Consider the following 18,586-nt stretch of genomic DNA (forward strand, 5'->3'; position numbering starts at 1 on the left):
GAGCGATATTTTATGTAACTGGCTGTTCACATGATGATGGGCCGGGCCGTGAGGCCCGGCCCGAAACGACTAAACCGGCTCAAAAAACCTAGTTCAGGTCGTGGCGGCGCTGGCGCACAGGCCTCGTTCGGTCAGCGCAGCAAGAATGCGTTCGGTGACCTCTTCCACGGCGCCAAGGCCGTCGATGGTGACCACAAGGCCGCGGGCGCTGTACACGTCGATCAACGGAGCGGTCTGTTCGGCGTAGACGTCAAGACGGTGACGGATGACGTCGGCCGTGTCGTCCGCGCGGCCTTGCTCGACAGCACGCTTGAGCAGCCGCGCGACAACTTCGTCGGTGTCGGCCGTGATCAGCACGACGACATCCAACTGGGTGCCCTCAGCAATGAGCAGACGGTCGAGTTCAGCGACCTGATCGGTCGTACGCGGATAACCGTCGAGGAGAAAACCGCCGGCAGCATCCGCTTCTTTCAGTCGGTCTGCAACGATCGCGTTGGTGAGGGTATCTGGCACGTAGGCACCAGCATCGATGAACGACTTGACCTCGAGCCCGAGCTCGGTTTTGTTGGTCACGTTATAGCGAAAGATGTCGCCGGTGGAGATGGCGGGAACTTCGCAGGCCAGTGCCAGGCGCTCGGCCTGCGTACCCTTGCCCGCGCCGGGTGGGCCGATCAACAGTAAACGCGTCATTTAAGAAGCCCCTCATAGTGTCGCTGCTGTAGTTGCGAGTCGATCTGCTTGACCGTCTCGAGCCCTACGCCGACGATAATCAAAATGCTCGCGCCGCCGAACGGGAAGTTCTGGTCGGCGCCGACAACCGAGAATGCGATCAGCGGAATCAGGGCGATCAGGCCCAGGTAGATCGAGCCGGGAAGAGTGATGCGCGTCAGCACGAAGTCGAGGTACTCGGCGGTCGGGCGGCCAGCCCGAATTCCGGGAATGAACCCGCCGTACTTCTTCATGTTGTCGGCGACTTCTTCGGGGTTGAACGTGATGGCGACATAGAAGTAGGTGAAGCCGATGATGAGCAAGAAATACATTGCCATGTACAGCGGCTGGTCACCACCGGTGAGGTTCTGCGAGATCCACACCACCCAGGCCGGGGCTTCAGCGCCTGCTGCCGGTTGGTTGAACTGCGCGAGCAGGGCCGGCAGGTACAGCAGCGAGGAGGCGAAGATCACTGGAATCACGCCGGCCATGTTGACCTTGATCGGAATGTAGGTGTTGTTGCCGCCGTAGGTGCGACGCCCGACCATGCGTTTGGCGTACTGCACGGGAATTCTTCGTTGCGATTGCTCCACGAAGACGACGCCGGCGACCACCAGAATGCCCACGATCAGCACAATGATGAGGGTATTTGGTCCCTGCTGGTTGCCGATGGCGCTCAGCGAGCCGGGAAACAATGCCGCGATCGAGATGAAAATCATGAGCGACATGCCGTTACCAACGCCGCGCTCGGTGACGAGCTCACCCATCCACATGATGACGCCGGTGCCGGCGGTCATTGTGATGACCATGAGCATGATGGCATACCAGGCGTCGTTGGTGATCAGTTGCGTGCATTCGGTGCTGGCGGATGTGCCGAACAGGGCGCCGCTGCGGGCCACGGTGATCAAGGTGGTCGACTGCAGAATGCCCAGGGCGATGGTCAAGTAACGGGTGTACTGGGTCAAGGTGCTCTGGCCCGATGCACCTTCTTTGTACAGGGTGTCAAAGTGGGGGATGACCACGCGCAGCAACTGCACGATGATCGAGGCCGTGATGTACGGCATGATTCCGAGTGCGAAGACACTCAACTGGAGCAGTGCGCCACCGCTGAAGAGGTTGACGAGCTCGTAGAGACCGCTCGTGCCCTGGTTGGCAGCGAGACACAACTGCACGTTGGCGAAGTCCACGAATGGGGTCGGAACGAACGAGCCCAAACGGAACAGAGCAATGATGCCCAGGGTGAAGCCGATCTTCTTACGAAGGTCGGGTGTGCGGAAAATCCGCGCAATGGCGCTGAACAAGAAGGCCTCCAGATTTTTACGCAGATCGACAATGCAGATCGATATAGAGCGGCACTCGACTTAAAACGATCGAGCTTGTCGAATCACACCAAACGATTGACTCGATTGACGGATTCGACAAGCTCGACTAAGCGTCTACGGACTTACTTTACAGATCCACCCGCGGCAACAATTTTCTGCTCAGCTGAAGCAGAGACCTTGTCGACCGTCACGTTCAGCTTAACGGTAATTTCACCGGTTCCCAGAACCTTGACTTTTTCATTGTCACGAACTGCACCCTTGGCGATCAGGCTGGCGATGGTGACATCGCCGCCGTCCGGGTAGAGCACTTCGAGCTTTTCCAGGTTGACAACCTGGTACTCGACGCGGAACGGGTTCTTGAATCCACGCAGTTTCGGGGTGCGCATGTGCAGAGGCATCTGCCCACCCTCGAAGCCAACGCGCACGCTGTAGCGTGCCTTCGTGCCTTTGGTGCCTCGACCCGCGGTCTTACCCTTGGATCCTTCACCACGGCCAACGCGCTGGCGGGCCTTCTTCGCTCCGGGCGCCGGGCGAAGGTGGTGTACCTTCAGCACGTGCTCGCGGGGCTCAGTCGGCTGCGCTGCAACAGCGGCCTTCTTGGATGTAGCGGCCTTTTTCGTGGCAGGCTTGTCGGCTACTTTGGTAGCTTCCTTCTCGTCAGCCATTAGTCAATCTCCTCGACCTTTACGAGGTGAGCGACGGTGTTGACGTAGCCACGGTTCTGCGAGTTGTCCTCGCGGATTGTGACGGCGCCAATACGTCGCAGACCCAGGCTGCGAAGAGTGTCGCGCTGGTTCTGCTTCTCACTAATTTTGGACTTGATCTGTGTGATCTTCAGCTGGGCCATCAGGCACCTGCCTTCGCGGTTGCAGCCGCTGCAGCTGCAGCAGCGTCGGCACGAAGAAAACGGGCCGGAGCCACGTCTTCGTAGGCGAGGCCGCGGCGAGCCGCAACCGCACGCGGCTCTTCGAGCTGGTGCAGTGCCTCAACCGTGGCGTGCACGATATTGATGGTGTTAGACGAACCGAGCGACTTGCTCAGTACGTCGTGGATGCCAGCGCATTCGAGTACGGCCCGCACCGGGCCACCGGCGATAACGCCGGTACCTGCTGCTGCCGGACGAAGCAGAACGACGCCGGCTGCGGCCTCACCCTGCACGGGGTGCGGGATGGTCAGGCCAACGCGAGGAACGCGGAAGAAGTTCTTCTTCGCCTCTTCAACGCCCTTGGAGATAGCGGTCGGGACCTCGCGGGCCTTACCGTATCCAACGCCAACCAGGCCGTTACCGTCACCGACGACGACGAGCGCGGTGAAGCTGAAGCGACGACCACCCTTGACGACCTTCGATACGCGGTTGATGGTGACGACGCGCTCCAGGAACTGGCTCTTGTCGGCATCGCGGCTTCCGCGGTCCTTGTTCGGGTTGCGCTCACGTCCACCACGACGAGCCTCGCGAGGCTCGTTCTGCGGCGGGGTAGTGGAGGCAGCGGTTTCAACCGGCGCCTCGGCAACGGCAGCAACAGGTGCTGTGGTTTCGATCTTTTCAGTGCTCACAGGTTCAATCCACCCTCTCGAGCTCCTTCAGCGATGGCTGCGACGCGTCCTGCGTACTTGCTGCCACCACGGTCAAATACAACGGCTTCGATGCCGGCGGCTTTCGCACGCTCAGCAACAAGCTCACCGACCTTGCGGGCCTTGGCGGTCTTGTCACCATCGAAGGTGCGCAAGTCCGTTTCGAGCGTGGACGCCGACGCAAGGGTGAAACCCTTGCTGTCGTCGACGACCTGCACGAATACGTGGCGAGCCGAGCGTGTGACGACAAGGCGCGGGCGAAGCGCCGTTCCCTCGATCTTCTTGCGAAGACGGGTGTGTCGACGTCCGCGGGCTGCGGCCTTGCTCTTGCCTCTAGTTCCGAGTCCCATGGTTACTTACCGCTCTTTCCGGCCTTGCGGCGAACAATCTCGCCGGCGTAACGCACACCCTTGCCCTTGTAGGGCTCTGGCTTGCGAATCTTACGGATGTTGGCGGCAACCTCGCCGACGGCCTGCTTGTCGATTCCGCTGACCGTGAGCTTGTTGACGCTCTCGACGGTCAAAACGATTCCGACAGGCGGCTCGACGACGACCGGGTGCGAGAAGCCGAGGGCGAACTCAACAGAGGTGCCCTTCTGCGCTGCGCGGTAACCGGTACCGACGATTTCAAGACCCTTGGAGTAACCAACGGTTACGCCGATGATCTGGTTGTTGATCAAGGTGCGGGTCAGACCGTGCAGCGAACGCGACTGGCGCTCGTCGTTCGGACGCGTGACGAGAACGTGACCGTCCTCGATCGACACCGAGATGGGGTTGGAAACGACGAGAGCGAGCTCGCCCTTCGGGCCCTTGACGGAGACGGCCTGGCCGTCAGCCACAACCGTTACCCCAGCGGGGATCGGGATGGGGAGTCTTCCAATACGTGACATTCTCAGTTACCACACGTAGGCGAGAACTTCTCCGCCTACGCCCTTCTTCTCAGCCTGGCGGTCGGTGAGCAGACCGCTGGAGGTGGACAGGATGGCAACGCCGAGGCCACCGAGAACCGTGGGGATCTCGGTTGACTTCGCGTACACGCGCAGGCCGGGCTTGGAAACCCGCTTGATGCCTACGATGGAACGCTCGCGGTTCGGACCGAATTTGAGGTCCAGCGTGAGGGTCTTGCCTACTGTTGCATCCTTGACGGTCCAGGCGGAGATGTAACCCTGAGCCTTGAGGATGTCAGCGATGTGCGCTTTCAATTTGCTATGCGGCATGGACACGGTGTCGTGATACGCCGAGTTCGCGTTGCGCAGTCTGGTCAGCATGTCTGCGACCGGATCTGTCATTGTCATTTTGTGGTGCCTTTCTCGCCTGGTTTCGCCCATCCGTTACACGAATGACGACCTGTGGTGGTGGGGAAACCGATCGGTTGATCGGCTTCCGGGGTGAAAATCTGTGTGCGCCCGGCTTACCCTGTGTTTATGCACTGGATGCGGGCGGGACCAACCTGGGTTGGGAGCCTGCTAAGCGCAAGCTCCCAACTCTAGTTGAATTTGTTCCGGTGTAGTTGGACTACTTCTGTGCGTCGTCCGACTTGAACGGGAAGCCGAGCGCCTTGAGCAGCGCGCGACCCTCGTCGTTGGACTTCGCGGTTGTGACGACCGTGATGTCCATACCGCGAACGCGGTCGATGCGGTCCTGGTCGATCTCGTGGAACATGACCTGCTCGGTCAGACCGAAGGTGTAGTTGCCCGCACCGTCGAACTGCTTGTCGGACAGACCACGGAAGTCACGGATACGAGGAAGGGCCAGGCTGAGCAGCCGGTCCAGGAACTCCCACATGCGGTCGCCACGAAGAGTGACGTGGGCGCCGATGGGCTGTCCCTCACGCAGTTTGAACTGCGCGATGGACTTGCGAGCCTTGGTGACCTGCGGCTTCTGGCCGGTGATCTTGGTGAGGTCAGAAACCGCACCGTCCATCACCTTGCCGTCGCGTGCTGCTTCTCCGACACCCATGTTGACGACAATCTTCGTCAGGGTGGGGATACGGTGCACGTTGGTGAAGCCGAGTTCCTCGGAGAGCTTGGCACTGATCTCATCGCGGTACTTCTGCTTCAGACGCGGCAGGGCCTTGACGGGCGCGGCGCCCGTAATGGTGTCAGTCATTAGAGGTCCTTCCCTGACTTCTTGGCGTAACGGATGCGGACCGTCTTGGTGACGCCGTCCTTCGTTACATCTTCCTGGCGGAACCCGACGCGGGTCGGCTTCTTGGTCTCCGGGTCGACGATGGCAACGTTGGACACGTGGATGGGGGCTTCGAAGGTCTCGATGCCGCCCGTCTTGGTGCCGCGCTGGGTCTGGCCGACGCGAACGTGCTTGGTCACGAAGTTGATGCCCTCAACGAGGACTCGGTTCTTCGTGGCGTCGACGGAGATGATCTTGCCCTGCTTGCCACGGTCTCCGCCGCGAGCCTGGCTGCGGCCGCTGATGACCTGAACGAGGTCACCCTTTTTGATTCTGGCCATGATTAAATAACCTCCGGTGCCAGCGAGATGATCTTCATGAACTTCTTGTCGCGAAGCTCGCGACCGACCGGTCCGAAGATTCGGGTGCCGCGGGGGTCACCGTCTGCCTTCAAGATCACTGCAGCGTTCTCATCGAACTTGATGTAGGAGCCGTCTGGACGACGAGTCTCCTTCTTGGTGCGAACGATGACAGCTTTGACGATGTCACCCTTCTTGACGTTGCCGCCCGGGATTGCATCCTTGACCGTGGCGACGATGACGTCGCCCAAGCCGGCGTAACGACGGCCGGAGCCACCGAGAACGCGGATGGTCAAGAGTTCCTTGGCACCGGTGTTGTCGGCAACCTTGACTCGTGATTCTTGCTGAAGCACTTTATAACTCCTTTACGTCAAGTAAGCGCGAGGCTTACTTGGCCTTCTCAAGAATCTCGACCAGGCGCCAGCGCTTGGAAGCGCTCAGCGGACGGGTCTCACTGATCAGGACCAGGTCGCCGATGCCGGCGGAGTTCGCCTCGTCGTGCGCCTTCAGCTTGGATGTACGGCGGATGACCTTGCCGTACAACGGGTGCTTCACGCGGTCTTCGACCACGACAATGATGGTTTTGTTCATCTTGTCGCTGGTCACGTAACCACGCAGCGTCTTGCGGTAACCGCGTACGAGCTCGGTGGCTTCGCCCGCGACGACCGTTTCGTCAGTCTTCGCCATGACTAGGCCTCCTTCGTCTCGGCGGCCTCGACTGCAGCGTCATCGGTGGACTCCACTGCTGCCTTGGCCTTCTTGGTCTTCTTTTCAGCCTTCTCAGCCTTGGCCGGAGCCGGGGCTGCGATGGGCGTGGCACGAATGCCCAGCTCGCGCTCACGGAGAACCGTGTAGATGCGAGCAATGTCGCGCTTGACCGCGCGGAGGCGGCCGTGGCTCTCAAGCTGACCGGTAGCCGACTGGAAGCGCAGGTTGAACAGCTCTTCCTTGGCCTTCTTCAGCTCTTCGAACAGCTTTTCATTGTCAAAAGTATCGAGCTCGACTGGGGCGAGCTCCTTGGTGCCGATCGCCATTATGCGTCGCCCTCCTCGCGCTTGATGATGCGTGCCTTGAGGGGCAGCTTGTGAATTGCGCGGGTCAGCGCCTCTTTCGCAACGGCGTCAGTGACACCGCTGAGCTCGAACAGAACGCGACCCGGCTTGACGTTGGCAACCCACCACTCGACCGAACCCTTACCGGAACCCATGCGGGTTTCGGCCGGCTTCTTGGTCAGCGGACGGTCGGGGTAGATGTTGATCCACACCTTCCCGCCACGCTTGATGTGACGCGTCATGGCGATACGAGCGGACTCGATCTGACGGTTGGTCACATAAGCGGGGGTGAGCGCCTGGATGCCGTACTCACCGAAGGACACCGTGGTGCCACCGGTAGCGTGGCCGGTGCGACCCGGGTGGTGCTGCTTACGGTGCTTGACTCTACGTGGAATCAACATTATTTAGCCTCCGCGACCGCTGCGACGGGAGCCGCTGCCGGCGCATCTGCACGAGGTGCACGACGCGGTCGATCGTCACGACGCTCGGGGCGGGACGACTTAGCGTTGGCCTGCTCGCGAGCGAGTTCCTTGTTGGTGATGTCGCCCTTGTAGATCCAGACCTTCACGCCGATACGGCCGAAGGTGGTCTTGGCTTCGTAGAAGCCGTAGTCGATGTTCGCGCGCAGGGTGTGCAGGGGCACACGACCTTCGCGGTAGAACTCGCTGCGGCTCATCTCGGCGCCACCCAGACGGCCAGACACCTGGATGCGAACACCCTTGGCGCCGGCGCGCTGTGCACCCTGCAGGCCCTTACGCATCGCGCGGCGGAAGGCCACACGTGCGGAAAGCTGCTCGGCAATACCCTGCGCGACGAGCTGGGCATCCTGCTCGGGGTTCTTGACCTCGAGGATGTTCAGCTGGATCTGCTTGGCGGTGAGCTTCTCAAGGTCTGAGCGGATGCGCTCGGCCTCCGCGCCGCGGCGACCGATCACAATGCCCGGACGGGCAGTGTGAATGTCAACGCGAACACGGTCACGAGTGCGCTCGATCTCGATGCGGCTGACGCCGGCACGGTCAAGGCTGGTGCTCAGCAGGCGACGGATCTTGACGTCTTCTGCGACAAAGTCAGCGTAACGCTGACCCGGCTTGGTCGAGTCAGAGAACCAACGCGATACGTGATCGGTGGTGATTCCCAGACGGAAGCCATAGGGGTTTACTTTCTGACCCATTACTTCGTACCCTCCTCAGGAGTGGTGAGCACAACCGTGATGTGGCTGGTGCGCTTCTTGATTTCGAATGCGCGACCCTGAGCACGAGCCTGGAAACGCTTGAGGGTCGTACCCTCGTCAACGAATGCCCGGCTGATGAACAGGTCCTGCTCGTCCAGATACGTGTTGGCTGCATCTGCCTTGACCCGGGCGTTGGCGATGGCCGAGGCCACCAGCTTGTACACCGGATCGCTCGCGCCCTGGGGCGCGAACTTCAGAATTCCCAGCGCTTCGTGCGCCTGCTTGCCGCGGATCATGTTGACAACGCGACGAGCCTTCTGGGGGGTAACGCGGATGTGACGCACGCGTGCGATCGACTCCACCATTTCTTCTCCTCCTTCACGTCACCGCGTTAGCGGCGACGGCCCTTCTTGTCGTCCTTCACGTGTCCACGGAAGGTGCGGGTAGGTGCAAACTCACCGAGCTTGTGACCGACCATGCTCTCGGTGACGAACACCGGGATGTGCTTGCGTCCGTCGTGCACTGCGATGGTGTGTCCGAGCATGTCGGGGATGATCATCGAGCGGCGCGACCAGGTCTTGATTACGTTCTTGCTCTTGGCTTCGTTCGCCGTGAACACCTTGCGAAGCAGGTGGTCGTCAACGAAGGGGCCTTTCTTAAGACTTCTTGGCATCGTCTACTCCTACTTACGCTTCTTGCCGACGGTACGGCGACGAACAATGAGCTTGTCGCTTTCCTTATTCGGGTGGCGGGTGCGCCCTTCCTTCTGGCCCCAGGGGCTGACGGGGTGACGTCCACCGGACGTCTTACCCTCACCACCACCGTGCGGGTGATCGACCGGGTTCATGGCAACACCACGAACGGTCGGGCGAACGCCTTTCCAGCGCATACGTCCGGCCTTGCCCCAGTTGATGTTCGACTGCTCGGCGTTGCCGACCTCGCCGATCGTCGCGCGGCAGCGAGCATCCACATTGCGGATTTCACCAGACGGCAGACGAAGCTGGGCGTAGACGCCCTCCTTCGCGACGAGACGAACCGACGAACCGGCGGAACGGGCCATCTTGGCGCCACCACCCGGACGCAGCTCGATCGCGTGGATGATGGTACCGGTGGGGATGTTCTTCAAGGGCAGGTTGTTGCCGGGCTTGATGTCAGCCCCGGCTCCCGACTCGATGATGTCGCCCTGGCTGAGCTTGTTCGGCGCGATGATGTAACGCTTCGTGCCGTCGATGAAGTGCAGGAGCGCGATGCGCGCCGTGCGGTTCGGGTCGTATTCAATTTCAGCGACGCGGGCGTTGACGCCGTCCTTGTCGTTGCGCTTGAAGTCGATCACGCGGTACTGGCGCTTGTGGCCACCACCGATGTGACGGGTCGTGATGCGGCCCTGGTTGTTACGTCCACCGGTCTTGGAGAGCGGACGCAGAAGCGACTTCTCCGGGGTGGAACGCGTGATTTCCGCGAAGTCGGCAACGGATGAACCGCGTCGACCCGGGGTCGTGGGCTTGTACTTACGAATAGCCATTAGTTATCCCTCTGCCTGTCGCTTAGCCGACGGCCGTGAAGATGTCGATGGAGCCAGACTTGAGCGTGACAATGGCACGCTTGGTGTCCTTGCGCTTGCCCATGCCGAACTTGGTACGGCGAGTCTTGCCCACGCGGTTCAGGGTGTTGATCGAAGCGACCTGCACCTTGAAGATCTTTTCGATCGCGAGCTTGATCTCCGTCTTGTTCGAACGGGGGTCAACGATGAAGGTGTACTTACCCTCGTCAATCAGGCCGTAGCTCTTCTCAGAGACAACCGGAGAGATGATGATGTCGCGGGGGTCCTTGTTGGTCGCGATAGTCATTATGCGGCCACCTCTTCCTTCTTGGTCTTGCTCTCCACGAACGCGTTGAACGCGCCAGTGGTGAAGACGATGTCGTCGCTGACGAGCACGTCATAGGCGTTGAGCTGATCCCACGAAAGGATGTGCACCGTCGGGATGTTGCGAATGCTTCGCAACGTGGTCTCGTCGGTACGCTCGAGGACAACCAATACGTGCTTGCTCGTGGCGATCTGCGTGAGCAGCTCCAGGGCAACCTTGGTATTGGGGGTCTCAGCCGTGAACAGTGCCTCGACGATGTGCAGGCGGCCACCGCGGGCGCGGTCGCTCAGTGCACCCTTGAGGGCTGCGGCGATCATCTTTTTCGGGGTGCGCTGGTCGTAGCTGCGCGGGGTCGGTCCGTGGACGATTCCACCACCGGTCATCTGAGGAGCACGGATCGAGCCCTGACGAGCGCGACCGGTTCCTTTCTGCTTGAACGGCTTGCGGCCGGCACCGGAAACTTCTCCACGGCGCTTGACCTTGCTCGTCCCCTGGCGTGCGGCAGCAAGCTGCGCGACAACGACCTGGTGGATAAGCGGAATGTTGGCTGGAACGTCGAAGAGCTCGTCGGGAAGCTCAGCAGAGCCTGCCTTCTTGCCCTTGGCGTCAATGATGTCGAGTGCTGTAGCCATGGTGACTAGGCTCCCTTCACTGCGTTGCGAACGAATACGAGGCGGCCACGAGCACCGGGAACGGCACCCTTGACGAGCATGAGGCCCTTGTCGGCGTCGATAGCGTGCACCTTGAGGTTCAGCACGGTTACGCGCTCACCACCCATACGACCGGCCATGCGCATGCCCTTGAAGACACGGCTCGGGGTCGAGGAAGCGCCGATGGAACCGGGCTTGCGGTGGTTACGGTGCGAACCGTGAGAGGAGGAGACACCCTTGAAGTTGTGACGCTTCATAACACCGGCGAAACCCTTACCCTTGCTGGTGCCCATGACGTCAACCTTGGTGCCGGCAGCGAAGACACCGTCAACGGTGAGTTCCTGGCCCAGGTTGTAGTCAGCGGCGTCCGCGGTGCGGAGCTCGGTGATGTGGCGACGCGGCGTGACGCCAGCCTTGTCGAAGTGACCGGCGAGAGGTTTGTTGACCTTACGCGGGTCGATCGGGCCAGCGGCGATCTGAACGCCGTTATAGCCGTCCACTGCCTTGGTGCGAATCTGCGTGACAACGTTCGGCGCGATCTCGATGACGGTAACGGGAACAAGCTTGTTGTTCTCGTCCCACACCTGGGTCATGCCGAGCTTCTTGCCGAGGAGACCCTTGGTGGTCTTGGTATCGGAGTAAGACATCGCGGGCCCTAGAGCTTGATCTCGATGTTGACGTCGGCCGGAAGGTCGAGGCGCATGAGCGAGTCAACAGCCTTCGGGGTCGGGTCAATGATGTCGATCAGGCGCTTGTGGGTGCGCATTTCAAAGTGCTCCCGGCTGTCCTTGTACTTGTGAGGTGAACGGATGACACACACCACGTTCTTCTCGGTCGGAAGCGGCACCGGGCCGACGACTGTAGCGCCCGCACGGGTCACTGTGTCGACGATCTTGCGCGCCGAAATGTCGATGACCTCGTGGTCATACGACTTAAGTCGAATGCGGATCTTCTGTCCCGCCATGTCGAACTCTCTCTCTCTGTCGAGGCGTCTTACAGACAACGGCACGATTTGCCGAGGTTGCATTGGACGCCGTAGTAGCACTGCTGCCATTAGCACCACTGTTCATATGTCAATTTCGAATCGCGTACGAATAAACGACGCTCATCGTCAACCTCGACTCCCAGAAGCAGAAGCTGGGGGACGGCACGGTTTTGCCCACGCCGACCAGATCGTTGATTTGTGCTGCGCTCTGCTCCCTGCGGCCTAGCCTGCAATCTGCGCTCATCCGACGATGTGTTTTTCGAAAGAGCGTGACGCGACTATGCACTGCCTGGCAGTGATTCCGGCGACGCGTAGCGCACACCGAAAGTGTTGAACTAGAAGAGTCTGCCACACAATTGCCACTTCATGCAACCCGGGCGTGTCGCACGCTTCTCGGCGGCCCGTGCGTGACGGCCGCTATGCCGACGAATACCCGCGTGCAGCCGACCGTGGGCATCGACTTGGCCGCAACTCCAGCGACTACCCGGTGGCGATGCCGGAGGCGACGCGCGAGCTCTGGTCGGGGCAGCTCTTCGCGGTGGAGTCGGTCAAAACGCGCTGGGCCATGATCTGTCGGGATTTCTCAGATAAGCCGGTCGTTGGGTACTCGGCAAGCACCTTGCTGATGATCTCGGGAATCGACTGGGAGGCGTACTGCGTGAGGCTGTCGCAGACCAACACGCTGTACACACTGACGGTACTGGCCACGATGCTGTCGAGAATCTGCTGTTCAGACTGAGCGGTAGGCGTGGGCGTCGGGGTGGGCGTGTCGATAGGTGACGGACTGGGAGTCGGAGTCACCTGGGCGATCGTGGATTCGGTGACGGGAGCAGACCCGACCAGGCGCGGCACGATCACCACGGCCAGAATGGCGATCACGACAACGGCAATCCCCATCAGGATGCGCATTTCCAGTTTCGATATCTGCATGCGGAAACCATAACCGGATAAAGCCATTCTCGCCGCGGCCGACCACATCTGAAGACATGCTCTGGAATCAATGGCGGTTGCAGCAAGAGAGTAGGGACGCCGGGTACCAAAAAAGGGGCCGGGCCCGAAGGCCCGACCCCTGTTCAGGAGATCAGTAGATCAGTAGATCAGTAGAGAGTGACTACTTGATGATCTTGGTCACCGTGCCGGCGCCGACGGTGCGGCCACCTTCACGGATAGCGAAGCCGAGGCCCTCTTCCATGGCGATCGGCTGAATCAGCGCGACAGTCAGGTCGGTGGTGTCGCCAGGCATGACCATCTCGGTGCCCTCGGGCAGCGTGATGACGCCGGTGACGTCCGTGGTGCGGAAGTAGAACTGCGGGCGGTAGTTCGCGTAGAACGGGTTGTGACGCCCACCCTCGTTCTTGCTGAGGATATACGCGGTGCCCTCGAAGTCGGTGTGCGGCGTAACCGAACCCGGCTTGACGACGACCTGGCCGCGCTCAACGTCTTCGCGCTTGGTGCCACGAAGAAGAAGTCCACAGTTCTCGCCGGCCCAAGCCTCGTCGAGCTGCTTGTGGAACATCTCAATACCGGTAACCGTGGTCTTCTGCGTCGGGCGGATGCCGACGATCTCGATCTCGGAGTTGATCTTGAGGGTTCCACGCTCGGCGCGGCCCGTAACAACGGTGCCACGACCGGTGATCGTGAAGACGTCCTCGATCGGCATCAAGAACGGCTTGTCCTTGTCGCGGATCGGGTCGGGAATGAAGTCGTCAACGGCCTGCATGAGAGTCAGGATGTTGGCGGTCCACTTCTCGTCGCCCTCGAGCGCCTTGAGTGCAGAAACCGGAACGACGGGGGCGTTGTCGCCATCGAAGCCCTGGCTCGAAAGCAGCTCACGAACTTCGAGCTCGACGAGCTCCATGATCTCTTCGTCGTCAACCATGTCGGCCTTGTTCAGCGCGACGAGCAGGGTCGGAACGCCGACCTGCTTGGCGAGAAGAACGTGCTCACGGGTCTGAGCCATCGGGCCGTCAGTAGCGGCAACCACGAGGATTGCGCCGTCCATCTGAGCAGCACCGGTGATCATGTTCTTGATGTAGTCAGCGTGGCCCGGAGCATCGACGTGCGCATAGTGACGCTTGTCGGTCTCGTACTCAACATGTGAGATGTTGATCGTGATGCCGCGCTGGCGTTCTTCCGGAGCCGAGTCAATCGACGCGAAGTCGCGCTGAACGTTGATCTTGGACGGGAACTTATCGGCAAGAACCTTGGAGATCGCTGCAGTCAGCGTGGTCTTTCCGTGGTCAACGTGACCGATCGTTCCGATGTTTACGTGCGGCTTTGTCCGCTCGAACTTGGCCTTGGCCACTGTGGGTCCTCCTCAGGACTCGCGTGCAAATTCACGGCCGCCGTTATGAGCGGCCGGTATGCGCTGGATGTGTCTATTTATATTACTCGGGCCAGGTGGCCTAAGCGATTCAGGCCCGAAGGCCACCTTAGGGCTATTCGCCCTTGTTCTTGTTGATGATCTCGTCGGCAACTGCCTTCGGGACCTCCGCATAGCTCTCGAACGTCATCGAGTACACCGCACGGCCTGAGGTCTTCGACCGCAGGTCACCGATGTATCCGAACATCTCCGACAGTGGAACGTGAGCGCGAATTACCTTCACGCCCTGCGCATCCTCCATGGTCTGGATCTGCCCACGACGCGAGTTGAGGTCTCCGATTACGTCACCCATGTATTCCTCAGGGGTACGAACTTCGACGGCCATCAGCGGCTCGAGCAGAACGGGGTTCGCCTTACGAACGGCTTCCTTGAAGCCCATCGAGCCGGCGATCTTGAAGGCCATCTCCGAGGAGTCGACGTCGTGCGCAGCGCCGTCAAGCAGGCTGGCTCGAACGCCCACCATGGGGTAGCCGGCCAGGATGCCTACGCGGAGCGCATCCTGGATTCCAGCATCCACCGAAGGGATGTACTCACGCGGGATGCGGCCACCAGTGACCTTGTTGAGGAACTCGTACGACTTCTCAGCAGTGATTTCCATCGGCTCGATCGCGATCTGAATCTTCGCGAACTGGCCGGATCCACCGGTCTGCTTCTTGTGCGTGTAGTCGTGACGCTCAACGGACTTGCGGATCGTCTCGCGGTACGCCACCTGGGGCTTGCCGACGTTCGCTTCAACGTTGAATTCACGCTTCATGCGGTCGACGAGGATATCCAGGTGAAGTTCACCCATTCCCTTGATTACCGTCTGGCCAGTTTCCTGGTTCTGTTCGGTACGGAAGGTGGGGTCTTCTTCAGCGAGCTTCTGAATAGCAAGGCCCAGCTTTTCCTGGTCCTGCTTGGTCTTGGGCTCGATAGCGACCTCGATGACCGGGTCAGGGAAGGTCATGGACTCGAGTACGACCTGCTGGTTCGGGTCGCACAGGGTATCGCCCGTGGTGGTGTCCTTGAGGCCGATGACCGCGTAGATGTGACCGGCGGTAACGAAACCGACCGGGTTCTCCTTGTTGGCGTGCATCTGGAAGATCTTGCCGATGCGCTCCTTCTTGCCCTTGGTCGAGTTGATGACCTGGGCTCCGGAGTCGAGACGGCCCGAGTACACGCGCACGTAGGTGAGGCGACCGAAGAACGGGTGCACCGCAACCTTGAACGCGAGAGCCGTGAACGGCTCCTCGGCATCCGGGTGACGCATGATGACCTTCTCCTCGTCGCGAACGTCGTGCGCCTCAATGGCGGCCACGTCGAGCGGGGTGGGGAGGTAGTCAACGACAGCGTCGAGCATCGGCTGAACGCCGCGGTTCTTGAACGCAGAACCGCAGAGAACCGGGTAGATCTCACTGTTGATGGTGAGCTTACGGATGGCGCCCTTGATCTCGGCAACCGTCAGCTCTTCGCCGGCGAAGTAACGCTCCATGAGGTCGTCGTCGGTTTCGGCGACGGTCTCGAGCAGGAGCTTGCGGTACTCGGCGGCCTTCTCCACGAGGTCGGCGGGGATCTCTTCGATGGCGTACTTCGAGCCCATCTCCACGTCACCCTTGGAGTCGCCACGCCAGGTCAGCGCACGCATCTGAACGAGGTCAACGACACCCTCGAACTCAGACTCTGCACCGATCGGCAGCTGGATGACCAGCGGCTTCGCGCCGAGGCGCTTGATGATGGTGTCGACCGTGAAGTAGAAGTCGGCGCCGAGCTTGTCCATCTTGTTGACGAAGCAAATGCGCGGCACGTCGTACTTGTCGGCCTGACGCCATACGGTTTCGGACTGGGGCTCAACGCCCTCCTTGCCGTCGAACACGGCAACGGCACCGTCGAGAACGCGGAGCGAACGCTCCACCTCCACGGTGAAGTCCACGTGTCCGGGGGTGTCGATGATGTTGATCTGGTTGTTGTCCCAGAAACACGTCGTCGCAGCGGAGGTGATCGTGATGCCACGTTCCTGCTCCTGCGCCATCCAGTCCATCGTCGAGGCACCGTCGTGGGTCTCGCCGATCTTGTGGTTGACACCCGTGTAGAACAGGATGCGCTCAGTTGTGGTGGTCTTGCCAGCATCAATGTGAGCCATGATGCCGATGTTGCGGACCTTACTCAGGTCGGTGAGCACGTCAAGTGCCACGGGGGTCCTCCAGCGGGTAGGGGTGGGAATGCGGAACGAGGCCGTGAGCATCCGCTTTTTCAGCGGTCAGGCGCGTGCCGACGCAAGCCGGAACGCGCCTGAACCGATGATCAGGAATGCTCGAGAGCCGAACTACCAGCGGTAGTGAGCGAAAGCCTTGTTCGCTTCAGCCATTTTGTGAGTGTCTTCACGACGCTTGACAGCGGCACCGAGGCCGTTGCTCGCGTCGAGGATCTCGTTGGTGAGGCGCTCGGTCATGGTCTTCTCGCGACGCGCCTTGGCGTAGCTGGTCAACCAGCGAAGGGCCAGTGTGTTGGCGCGGTGCGGCTTGACCTCAACCGGAACCTGGTACGTGGAACCACCGACGCGGCGCGAACGCACCTCGAGGGTCGGACGAACGTTGTCGAGTGCCTTCTTCAGCGTGACAACGGCATCCAGCTCGTTCTTGGCGGAGACACCGGCGAGGGCATCGTAGACGATGCGCTCGGCGAGGCCCTTTTTGCCATCGAGAAGGATCTTGTTGACGAGCTGGCTGACGATGGGTGCACCGTAAACCGGGTCGGCAATGACAGGGCGCTTGGGAGCGGGTCCTTTACGGGGCATTACTTCTTCTCCATCTTTGCGCCGTAACGGCTGCGAGCCTGCTTACGGTTCTTGACGGCCTGGGTGTCCAGTGCGCCGCGAATGATTTTGTAACGCACACCGGGGAGGTCCTTAACACGGCCTCCGCGCACGAGCACCATGGAGTGCTCCTGCAGGTTGTGGCCCTCGCCGGGAATGTAGGCGGTGACCTCGGTGCCGTTGGAAAGCTTGACACGGGCGACCTTGCGCAGAGCCGAGTTCGGCTTCTTCGGGGTGGTCGTGTACACGCGCGTGCAAACGCCGCGCTGCTGCGGGTTGGATTTCAGGGCGGGAGCCTTGGTCTTGGTGACCTTGGGGCTACGGCCCTTCCTGACCAACTGCTGAATGGTGGGCACTAATTACTCCTTGTTATTGCTGCACGGTGACAGCTTTGTGATGGTTAGCATTCGACCTCTTCTTTCGAATTGGTCGAGTTCATCTGGACCCGCTTGAACCCACACGATTGCTCGCGCGTGTTTTGGTGGGTATGCCGTGGGGGCTTGCTCGAAGAGCGAACCCTGCATGTGTGGAATCTTGCCCCGACCTGGTGCTTCCTCGATGCGAACATCGCGAGGGCATAATTCAGGCGCACGACAAGCGCACACCCTACAATTCTAGCCCGACGCAGCCACGCCGGTCAAATGGGTTGCGCCCCGTCTCGATCCCGCCTGGCGCCCATTTTCGTATCGCTTATGTGGACGGGGCCCGGGCCCCGTCCACGGGCCCAGTTTATAAACTGGGCCCGTGTTCATAAGGTGGGCCCGGTCGTTGAGGAAGCGGATGCCACAGCTCGGCTAGGGATTGCGCGGCCAAAGCGGGGAATCAAGCGTGCTCCCGAGGTCGACGAGCAGAGCCTGCACCTGGGGTTCGACGAATTGCGCGATCGCGGTGAGCAGACGGGGCCTCTGCTGGGTGAGTTGGGCGCAGACCCGCAGGCCTACCCGGGTCGCGAACTCGTCGGCAAGCTGCATCTCCGCTTTGAGTGCTTGTTTTTCTGCGGGGCTGAGCGGCGGGAGGGGGTCGGACGGCGCGGGGGCACTGTGCTCGTGCTCGTGCTCGTGCTCGTGCTCGGCGCTGTCGGATTCGGCGCTGTCGGATTCGGCGCTGTCGGATTCGGCGCTGTCGGATTCGGCGACAGGTGGGGGCGGTGTTTGCCCGGCAGGGAGCTGCTGGTCGGCGAGCTCGCTGAAGGTGAAGAGATAGGGGGCATCCGCTGCCGGTTGCGGGTCGAGGTCCAGGCCGCGAAATTCCGGGTCCAGGCCCTCGGCGGGCCGGTATGCCTGGGCCGATTCGCGGCGCTCACTCAGGTTGAGCTCGTGCGCGAGCCGGGGCAGGTTGAGTTCGGTGTATTCGTCGACGGAAGCGTCGATCACGATCTTCATCCGCATCGACAGGGCGTGCTGCACGACGTGGGGTACGTCGACCGCGAGTCCGGCGGAAGCGATGATCGGCGATCCGAAGCACTGACGGCACAGTCGCGCCCGGCCGCGGTGTGTCGCGGGGCGCCACTGGGTGATCCAACGTAGCCAGTTCTCAACCTCGTGGTTGACACGCGACTCGATGGACCTATCCATACTGAATAGGGTACCCGTAACGCTTCAT

General features: G+C 60.9%; 28 protein-coding genes. All 28 read right to left on the bottom strand.

All coding sequences use genetic code 11. The features are described from left to right. Positions 1-93 precede the first annotated feature (93 nt). Positions 94-690: an adenylate kinase gene (locus tag CXY83_RS16975; RefSeq protein ID WP_104198458.1), complete on the bottom strand. Its 597-nt coding sequence runs from the start codon at positions 688-690 to the stop codon at positions 94-96. Next, complete coding sequence (gene secY, locus CXY83_RS16980) at positions 687-2,009, bottom strand: preprotein translocase subunit SecY (RefSeq protein WP_104198459.1); 1,323 nt, start codon at positions 2,007-2,009, stop codon at positions 687-689. Before secY ends, CXY83_RS16975 begins: the two co-directional genes overlap by 4 nt. A 143-nt stretch (positions 2,010-2,152) precedes the next feature. Then, positions 2,153-2,695: a 50S ribosomal protein L15 gene (rplO, locus tag CXY83_RS16985; RefSeq protein ID WP_104198460.1), complete on the bottom strand. Its 543-nt coding sequence runs from the start codon at positions 2,693-2,695 to the stop codon at positions 2,153-2,155. Then, positions 2,695-2,877 (bottom strand): 50S ribosomal protein L30, encoded by a 183-nt coding sequence (gene rpmD / locus CXY83_RS16990; protein ID WP_066597599.1) that lies wholly within the window; start codon positions 2,875-2,877, stop codon positions 2,695-2,697. The genes rplO and rpmD overlap by 1 nt, the downstream gene beginning before the upstream one ends. Further along, the gene (rpsE, locus tag CXY83_RS16995; protein WP_369827303.1) at positions 2,877-3,584 is read right to left on the bottom strand and encodes a 30S ribosomal protein S5; all 708 of its coding nucleotides are present in this window, start codon (positions 3,582-3,584) and stop codon (positions 2,877-2,879) included. The genes rpmD and rpsE overlap by 1 nt, the downstream gene beginning before the upstream one ends. Then, the gene (gene rplR, locus CXY83_RS17000) at positions 3,581-3,952 is read right to left on the bottom strand and encodes a 50S ribosomal protein L18 (RefSeq protein ID WP_092107252.1); all 372 of its coding nucleotides are present in this window, start codon (positions 3,950-3,952) and stop codon (positions 3,581-3,583) included. The genes rpsE and rplR overlap by 4 nt, the downstream gene beginning before the upstream one ends. Before the next feature lie 2 nt (positions 3,953-3,954). Further along, on the bottom strand, positions 3,955-4,491 hold the full coding sequence (gene rplF / locus CXY83_RS17005; protein WP_104127858.1) for a 50S ribosomal protein L6: 537 nt from the start codon (positions 4,489-4,491) through the stop codon (positions 3,955-3,957). A 6-nt stretch (positions 4,492-4,497) separates the two neighbouring features. Continuing rightward, entirely contained in the window at positions 4,498-4,896 is a 399-nt protein-coding gene (gene rpsH, locus CXY83_RS17010) for a 30S ribosomal protein S8 (RefSeq protein WP_092107248.1), read from the bottom strand. Between the two features lie 220 nt (positions 4,897-5,116). Further along, the gene (gene rplE / locus CXY83_RS17015; protein WP_104198461.1) at positions 5,117-5,710 is read right to left on the bottom strand and encodes a 50S ribosomal protein L5; all 594 of its coding nucleotides are present in this window, start codon (positions 5,708-5,710) and stop codon (positions 5,117-5,119) included. After that, positions 5,710-6,069, bottom strand: coding sequence for a 50S ribosomal protein L24 (gene rplX / locus CXY83_RS17020; protein ID WP_104198462.1), 360 nt, complete (start codon positions 6,067-6,069; stop codon positions 5,710-5,712). The genes rplE and rplX overlap by 1 nt, the downstream gene beginning before the upstream one ends. A gap of 2 nt (positions 6,070-6,071) precedes the next feature. After that, positions 6,072-6,440 carry a 50S ribosomal protein L14 gene (rplN, locus tag CXY83_RS17025; protein ID WP_035834620.1) on the bottom strand — a complete coding sequence of 123 codons (369 nt, stop codon included), beginning with the start codon at positions 6,438-6,440 and terminating at the stop codon, positions 6,072-6,074. Between the two features lie 34 nt (positions 6,441-6,474). After that, entirely contained in the window at positions 6,475-6,774 is a 300-nt protein-coding gene (rpsQ, locus tag CXY83_RS17030; RefSeq protein WP_035834619.1) for a 30S ribosomal protein S17, read from the bottom strand. A 2-nt stretch (positions 6,775-6,776) separates the two neighbouring features. Next, entirely contained in the window at positions 6,777-7,121 is a 345-nt protein-coding gene (gene rpmC, locus CXY83_RS18435) for a 50S ribosomal protein L29 (protein WP_104198463.1), read from the bottom strand. Beyond that, positions 7,121-7,540, bottom strand: coding sequence for a 50S ribosomal protein L16 (rplP, locus tag CXY83_RS17040; RefSeq protein ID WP_035880247.1), 420 nt, complete (start codon positions 7,538-7,540; stop codon positions 7,121-7,123). The genes rpmC and rplP overlap by 1 nt, the downstream gene beginning before the upstream one ends. After that, a complete protein-coding gene (gene rpsC / locus CXY83_RS17045) occupies positions 7,540-8,310 on the bottom strand; it encodes a 30S ribosomal protein S3 (RefSeq protein ID WP_104127853.1) in 771 nt (256 codons plus the stop codon). The genes rplP and rpsC overlap by 1 nt, the downstream gene beginning before the upstream one ends. Next, positions 8,310-8,675, bottom strand: a complete 366-nt coding sequence (gene rplV, locus CXY83_RS17050) for a 50S ribosomal protein L22 (protein WP_035880249.1) — start codon at positions 8,673-8,675, stop codon at positions 8,310-8,312. Before rplV ends, rpsC begins: the two co-directional genes overlap by 1 nt. Before the next feature lie 26 nt (positions 8,676-8,701). After that, the gene (gene rpsS, locus CXY83_RS17055; RefSeq protein WP_104127852.1) at positions 8,702-8,983 is read right to left on the bottom strand and encodes a 30S ribosomal protein S19; all 282 of its coding nucleotides are present in this window, start codon (positions 8,981-8,983) and stop codon (positions 8,702-8,704) included. Positions 8,984-8,992: 9 nt separating this feature from the next. Further along, positions 8,993-9,832: a 50S ribosomal protein L2 gene (gene rplB / locus CXY83_RS17060; protein WP_092339441.1), complete on the bottom strand. Its 840-nt coding sequence runs from the start codon at positions 9,830-9,832 to the stop codon at positions 8,993-8,995. 22 nt (positions 9,833-9,854) lie between these two features. After that, a complete protein-coding gene (gene rplW, locus CXY83_RS17065; protein ID WP_092107233.1) occupies positions 9,855-10,157 on the bottom strand; it encodes a 50S ribosomal protein L23 in 303 nt (100 codons plus the stop codon). Further along, complete coding sequence (rplD, locus tag CXY83_RS17070; protein WP_092107231.1) at positions 10,157-10,807, bottom strand: 50S ribosomal protein L4; 651 nt, start codon at positions 10,805-10,807, stop codon at positions 10,157-10,159. The genes rplW and rplD overlap by 1 nt, the downstream gene beginning before the upstream one ends. A 5-nt stretch (positions 10,808-10,812) precedes the next feature. Further along, positions 10,813-11,472 (bottom strand): 50S ribosomal protein L3, encoded by a 660-nt coding sequence (rplC, locus tag CXY83_RS17075; RefSeq protein WP_092107229.1) that lies wholly within the window; start codon positions 11,470-11,472, stop codon positions 10,813-10,815. A gap of 8 nt (positions 11,473-11,480) precedes the next feature. Next, a complete protein-coding gene (rpsJ, locus tag CXY83_RS17080) occupies positions 11,481-11,789 on the bottom strand; it encodes a 30S ribosomal protein S10 (RefSeq protein WP_035834607.1) in 309 nt (102 codons plus the stop codon). Positions 11,790-12,290: 501 nt separating this feature from the next. Beyond that, on the bottom strand, positions 12,291-12,740 hold the full coding sequence (locus tag CXY83_RS17085) for a hypothetical protein (protein WP_104198464.1): 450 nt from the start codon (positions 12,738-12,740) through the stop codon (positions 12,291-12,293). A gap of 181 nt (positions 12,741-12,921) precedes the next feature. Next, positions 12,922-14,115 (bottom strand): elongation factor Tu, encoded by a 1,194-nt coding sequence (tuf, locus tag CXY83_RS17090; RefSeq protein ID WP_104127849.1) that lies wholly within the window; start codon positions 14,113-14,115, stop codon positions 12,922-12,924. 133 nt (positions 14,116-14,248) lie between these two features. Beyond that, positions 14,249-16,363, bottom strand: a complete 2,115-nt coding sequence (gene fusA, locus CXY83_RS17095) for an elongation factor G (protein ID WP_104198526.1) — start codon at positions 16,361-16,363, stop codon at positions 14,249-14,251. A 132-nt stretch (positions 16,364-16,495) separates the two neighbouring features. Next, positions 16,496-16,966: a 30S ribosomal protein S7 gene (rpsG, locus tag CXY83_RS17100; RefSeq protein ID WP_092107221.1), complete on the bottom strand. Its 471-nt coding sequence runs from the start codon at positions 16,964-16,966 to the stop codon at positions 16,496-16,498. Beyond that, positions 16,966-17,340, bottom strand: coding sequence for a 30S ribosomal protein S12 (gene rpsL / locus CXY83_RS17105; RefSeq protein WP_035834602.1), 375 nt, complete (start codon positions 17,338-17,340; stop codon positions 16,966-16,968). The genes rpsG and rpsL overlap by 1 nt, the downstream gene beginning before the upstream one ends. Positions 17,341-17,778: 438 nt before the next feature. Beyond that, positions 17,779-18,558, bottom strand: coding sequence for a spermidine/putrescine ABC transporter substrate-binding protein (locus CXY83_RS17110; protein ID WP_104198465.1), 780 nt, complete (start codon positions 18,556-18,558; stop codon positions 17,779-17,781). Between the last annotated feature and the right edge of the window lie 28 nt (positions 18,559-18,586).

Source organism: Cryobacterium sp. M15, assembly GCF_002929675.1.
Taxonomy (GTDB): Bacteria; Actinomycetota; Actinomycetes; order Actinomycetales; family Microbacteriaceae; genus Cryobacterium; species Cryobacterium lyxosi.

What these genes read in the sequence shown, in the direction of transcription:
- rplX (WP_104198462.1), bottom strand. Translation starts at nt 6,069, where the DNA reads ATGGCCAGAATCAAAAAGGGTGACCTCGTTCAGGTCATCAGCGGCCGC.
- rplC (WP_092107229.1), bottom strand. Translation starts at nt 11,472, where the DNA reads ATGTCTTACTCCGATACCAAGACCACCAAGGGTCTCCTCGGCAAGAAG.
- rplB (WP_092339441.1), bottom strand. Translation starts at nt 9,832, where the DNA reads ATGGCTATTCGTAAGTACAAGCCCACGACCCCGGGTCGACGCGGTTCA.
- CXY83_RS17085 (WP_104198464.1), bottom strand. Translation starts at nt 12,740, where the DNA reads ATGCAGATATCGAAACTGGAAATGCGCATCCTGATGGGGATTGCCGTT.
- rplR (WP_092107252.1), bottom strand. Translation starts at nt 3,952, where the DNA reads ATGGGACTCGGAACTAGAGGCAAGAGCAAGGCCGCAGCCCGCGGACGT.
- rpsJ (WP_035834607.1), bottom strand. Translation starts at nt 11,789, where the DNA reads ATGGCGGGACAGAAGATCCGCATTCGACTTAAGTCGTATGACCACGAG.
- CXY83_RS16975 (WP_104198458.1), bottom strand. Translation starts at nt 690, where the DNA reads ATGACGCGTTTACTGTTGATCGGCCCACCCGGCGCGGGCAAGGGTACG.
- rpsC (WP_104127853.1), bottom strand. Translation starts at nt 8,310, where the DNA reads ATGGGTCAGAAAGTAAACCCCTATGGCTTCCGTCTGGGAATCACCACC.
- CXY83_RS17110 (WP_104198465.1), bottom strand. Translation starts at nt 18,558, where the DNA reads ATGGATAGGTCCATCGAGTCGCGTGTCAACCACGAGGTTGAGAACTGG.
- rplW (WP_092107233.1), bottom strand. Translation starts at nt 10,157, where the DNA reads ATGACTATCGCGACCAACAAGGACCCCCGCGACATCATCATCTCTCCG.
- rplE (WP_104198461.1), bottom strand. Translation starts at nt 5,710, where the DNA reads ATGACTGACACCATTACGGGCGCCGCGCCCGTCAAGGCCCTGCCGCGT.
- rpmD (WP_066597599.1), bottom strand. Translation starts at nt 2,877, where the DNA reads ATGGCCCAGCTGAAGATCACACAGATCAAGTCCAAAATTAGTGAGAAG.
- rpsQ (WP_035834619.1), bottom strand. Translation starts at nt 6,774, where the DNA reads ATGGCGAAGACTGACGAAACGGTCGTCGCGGGCGAAGCCACCGAGCTC.
- rpsG (WP_092107221.1), bottom strand. Translation starts at nt 16,966, where the DNA reads ATGCCCCGTAAAGGACCCGCTCCCAAGCGCCCTGTCATTGCCGACCCG.
- rplV (WP_035880249.1), bottom strand. Translation starts at nt 8,675, where the DNA reads ATGGTGGAGTCGATCGCACGCGTGCGTCACATCCGCGTTACCCCCCAG.
- rpsH (WP_092107248.1), bottom strand. Translation starts at nt 4,896, where the DNA reads ATGACAATGACAGATCCGGTCGCAGACATGCTGACCAGACTGCGCAAC.
- rpsS (WP_104127852.1), bottom strand. Translation starts at nt 8,983, where the DNA reads ATGCCAAGAAGTCTTAAGAAAGGCCCCTTCGTTGACGACCACCTGCTT.
- rplF (WP_104127858.1), bottom strand. Translation starts at nt 4,491, where the DNA reads ATGTCACGTATTGGAAGACTCCCCATCCCGATCCCCGCTGGGGTAACG.
- rplD (WP_092107231.1), bottom strand. Translation starts at nt 10,807, where the DNA reads ATGGCTACAGCACTCGACATCATTGACGCCAAGGGCAAGAAGGCAGGC.
- rpmC (WP_104198463.1), bottom strand. Translation starts at nt 7,121, where the DNA reads ATGGCGATCGGCACCAAGGAGCTCGCCCCAGTCGAGCTCGATACTTTT.
- rplO (WP_104198460.1), bottom strand. Translation starts at nt 2,695, where the DNA reads ATGGCTGACGAGAAGGAAGCTACCAAAGTAGCCGACAAGCCTGCCACG.
- rplP (WP_035880247.1), bottom strand. Translation starts at nt 7,540, where the DNA reads ATGTTGATTCCACGTAGAGTCAAGCACCGTAAGCAGCACCACCCGGGT.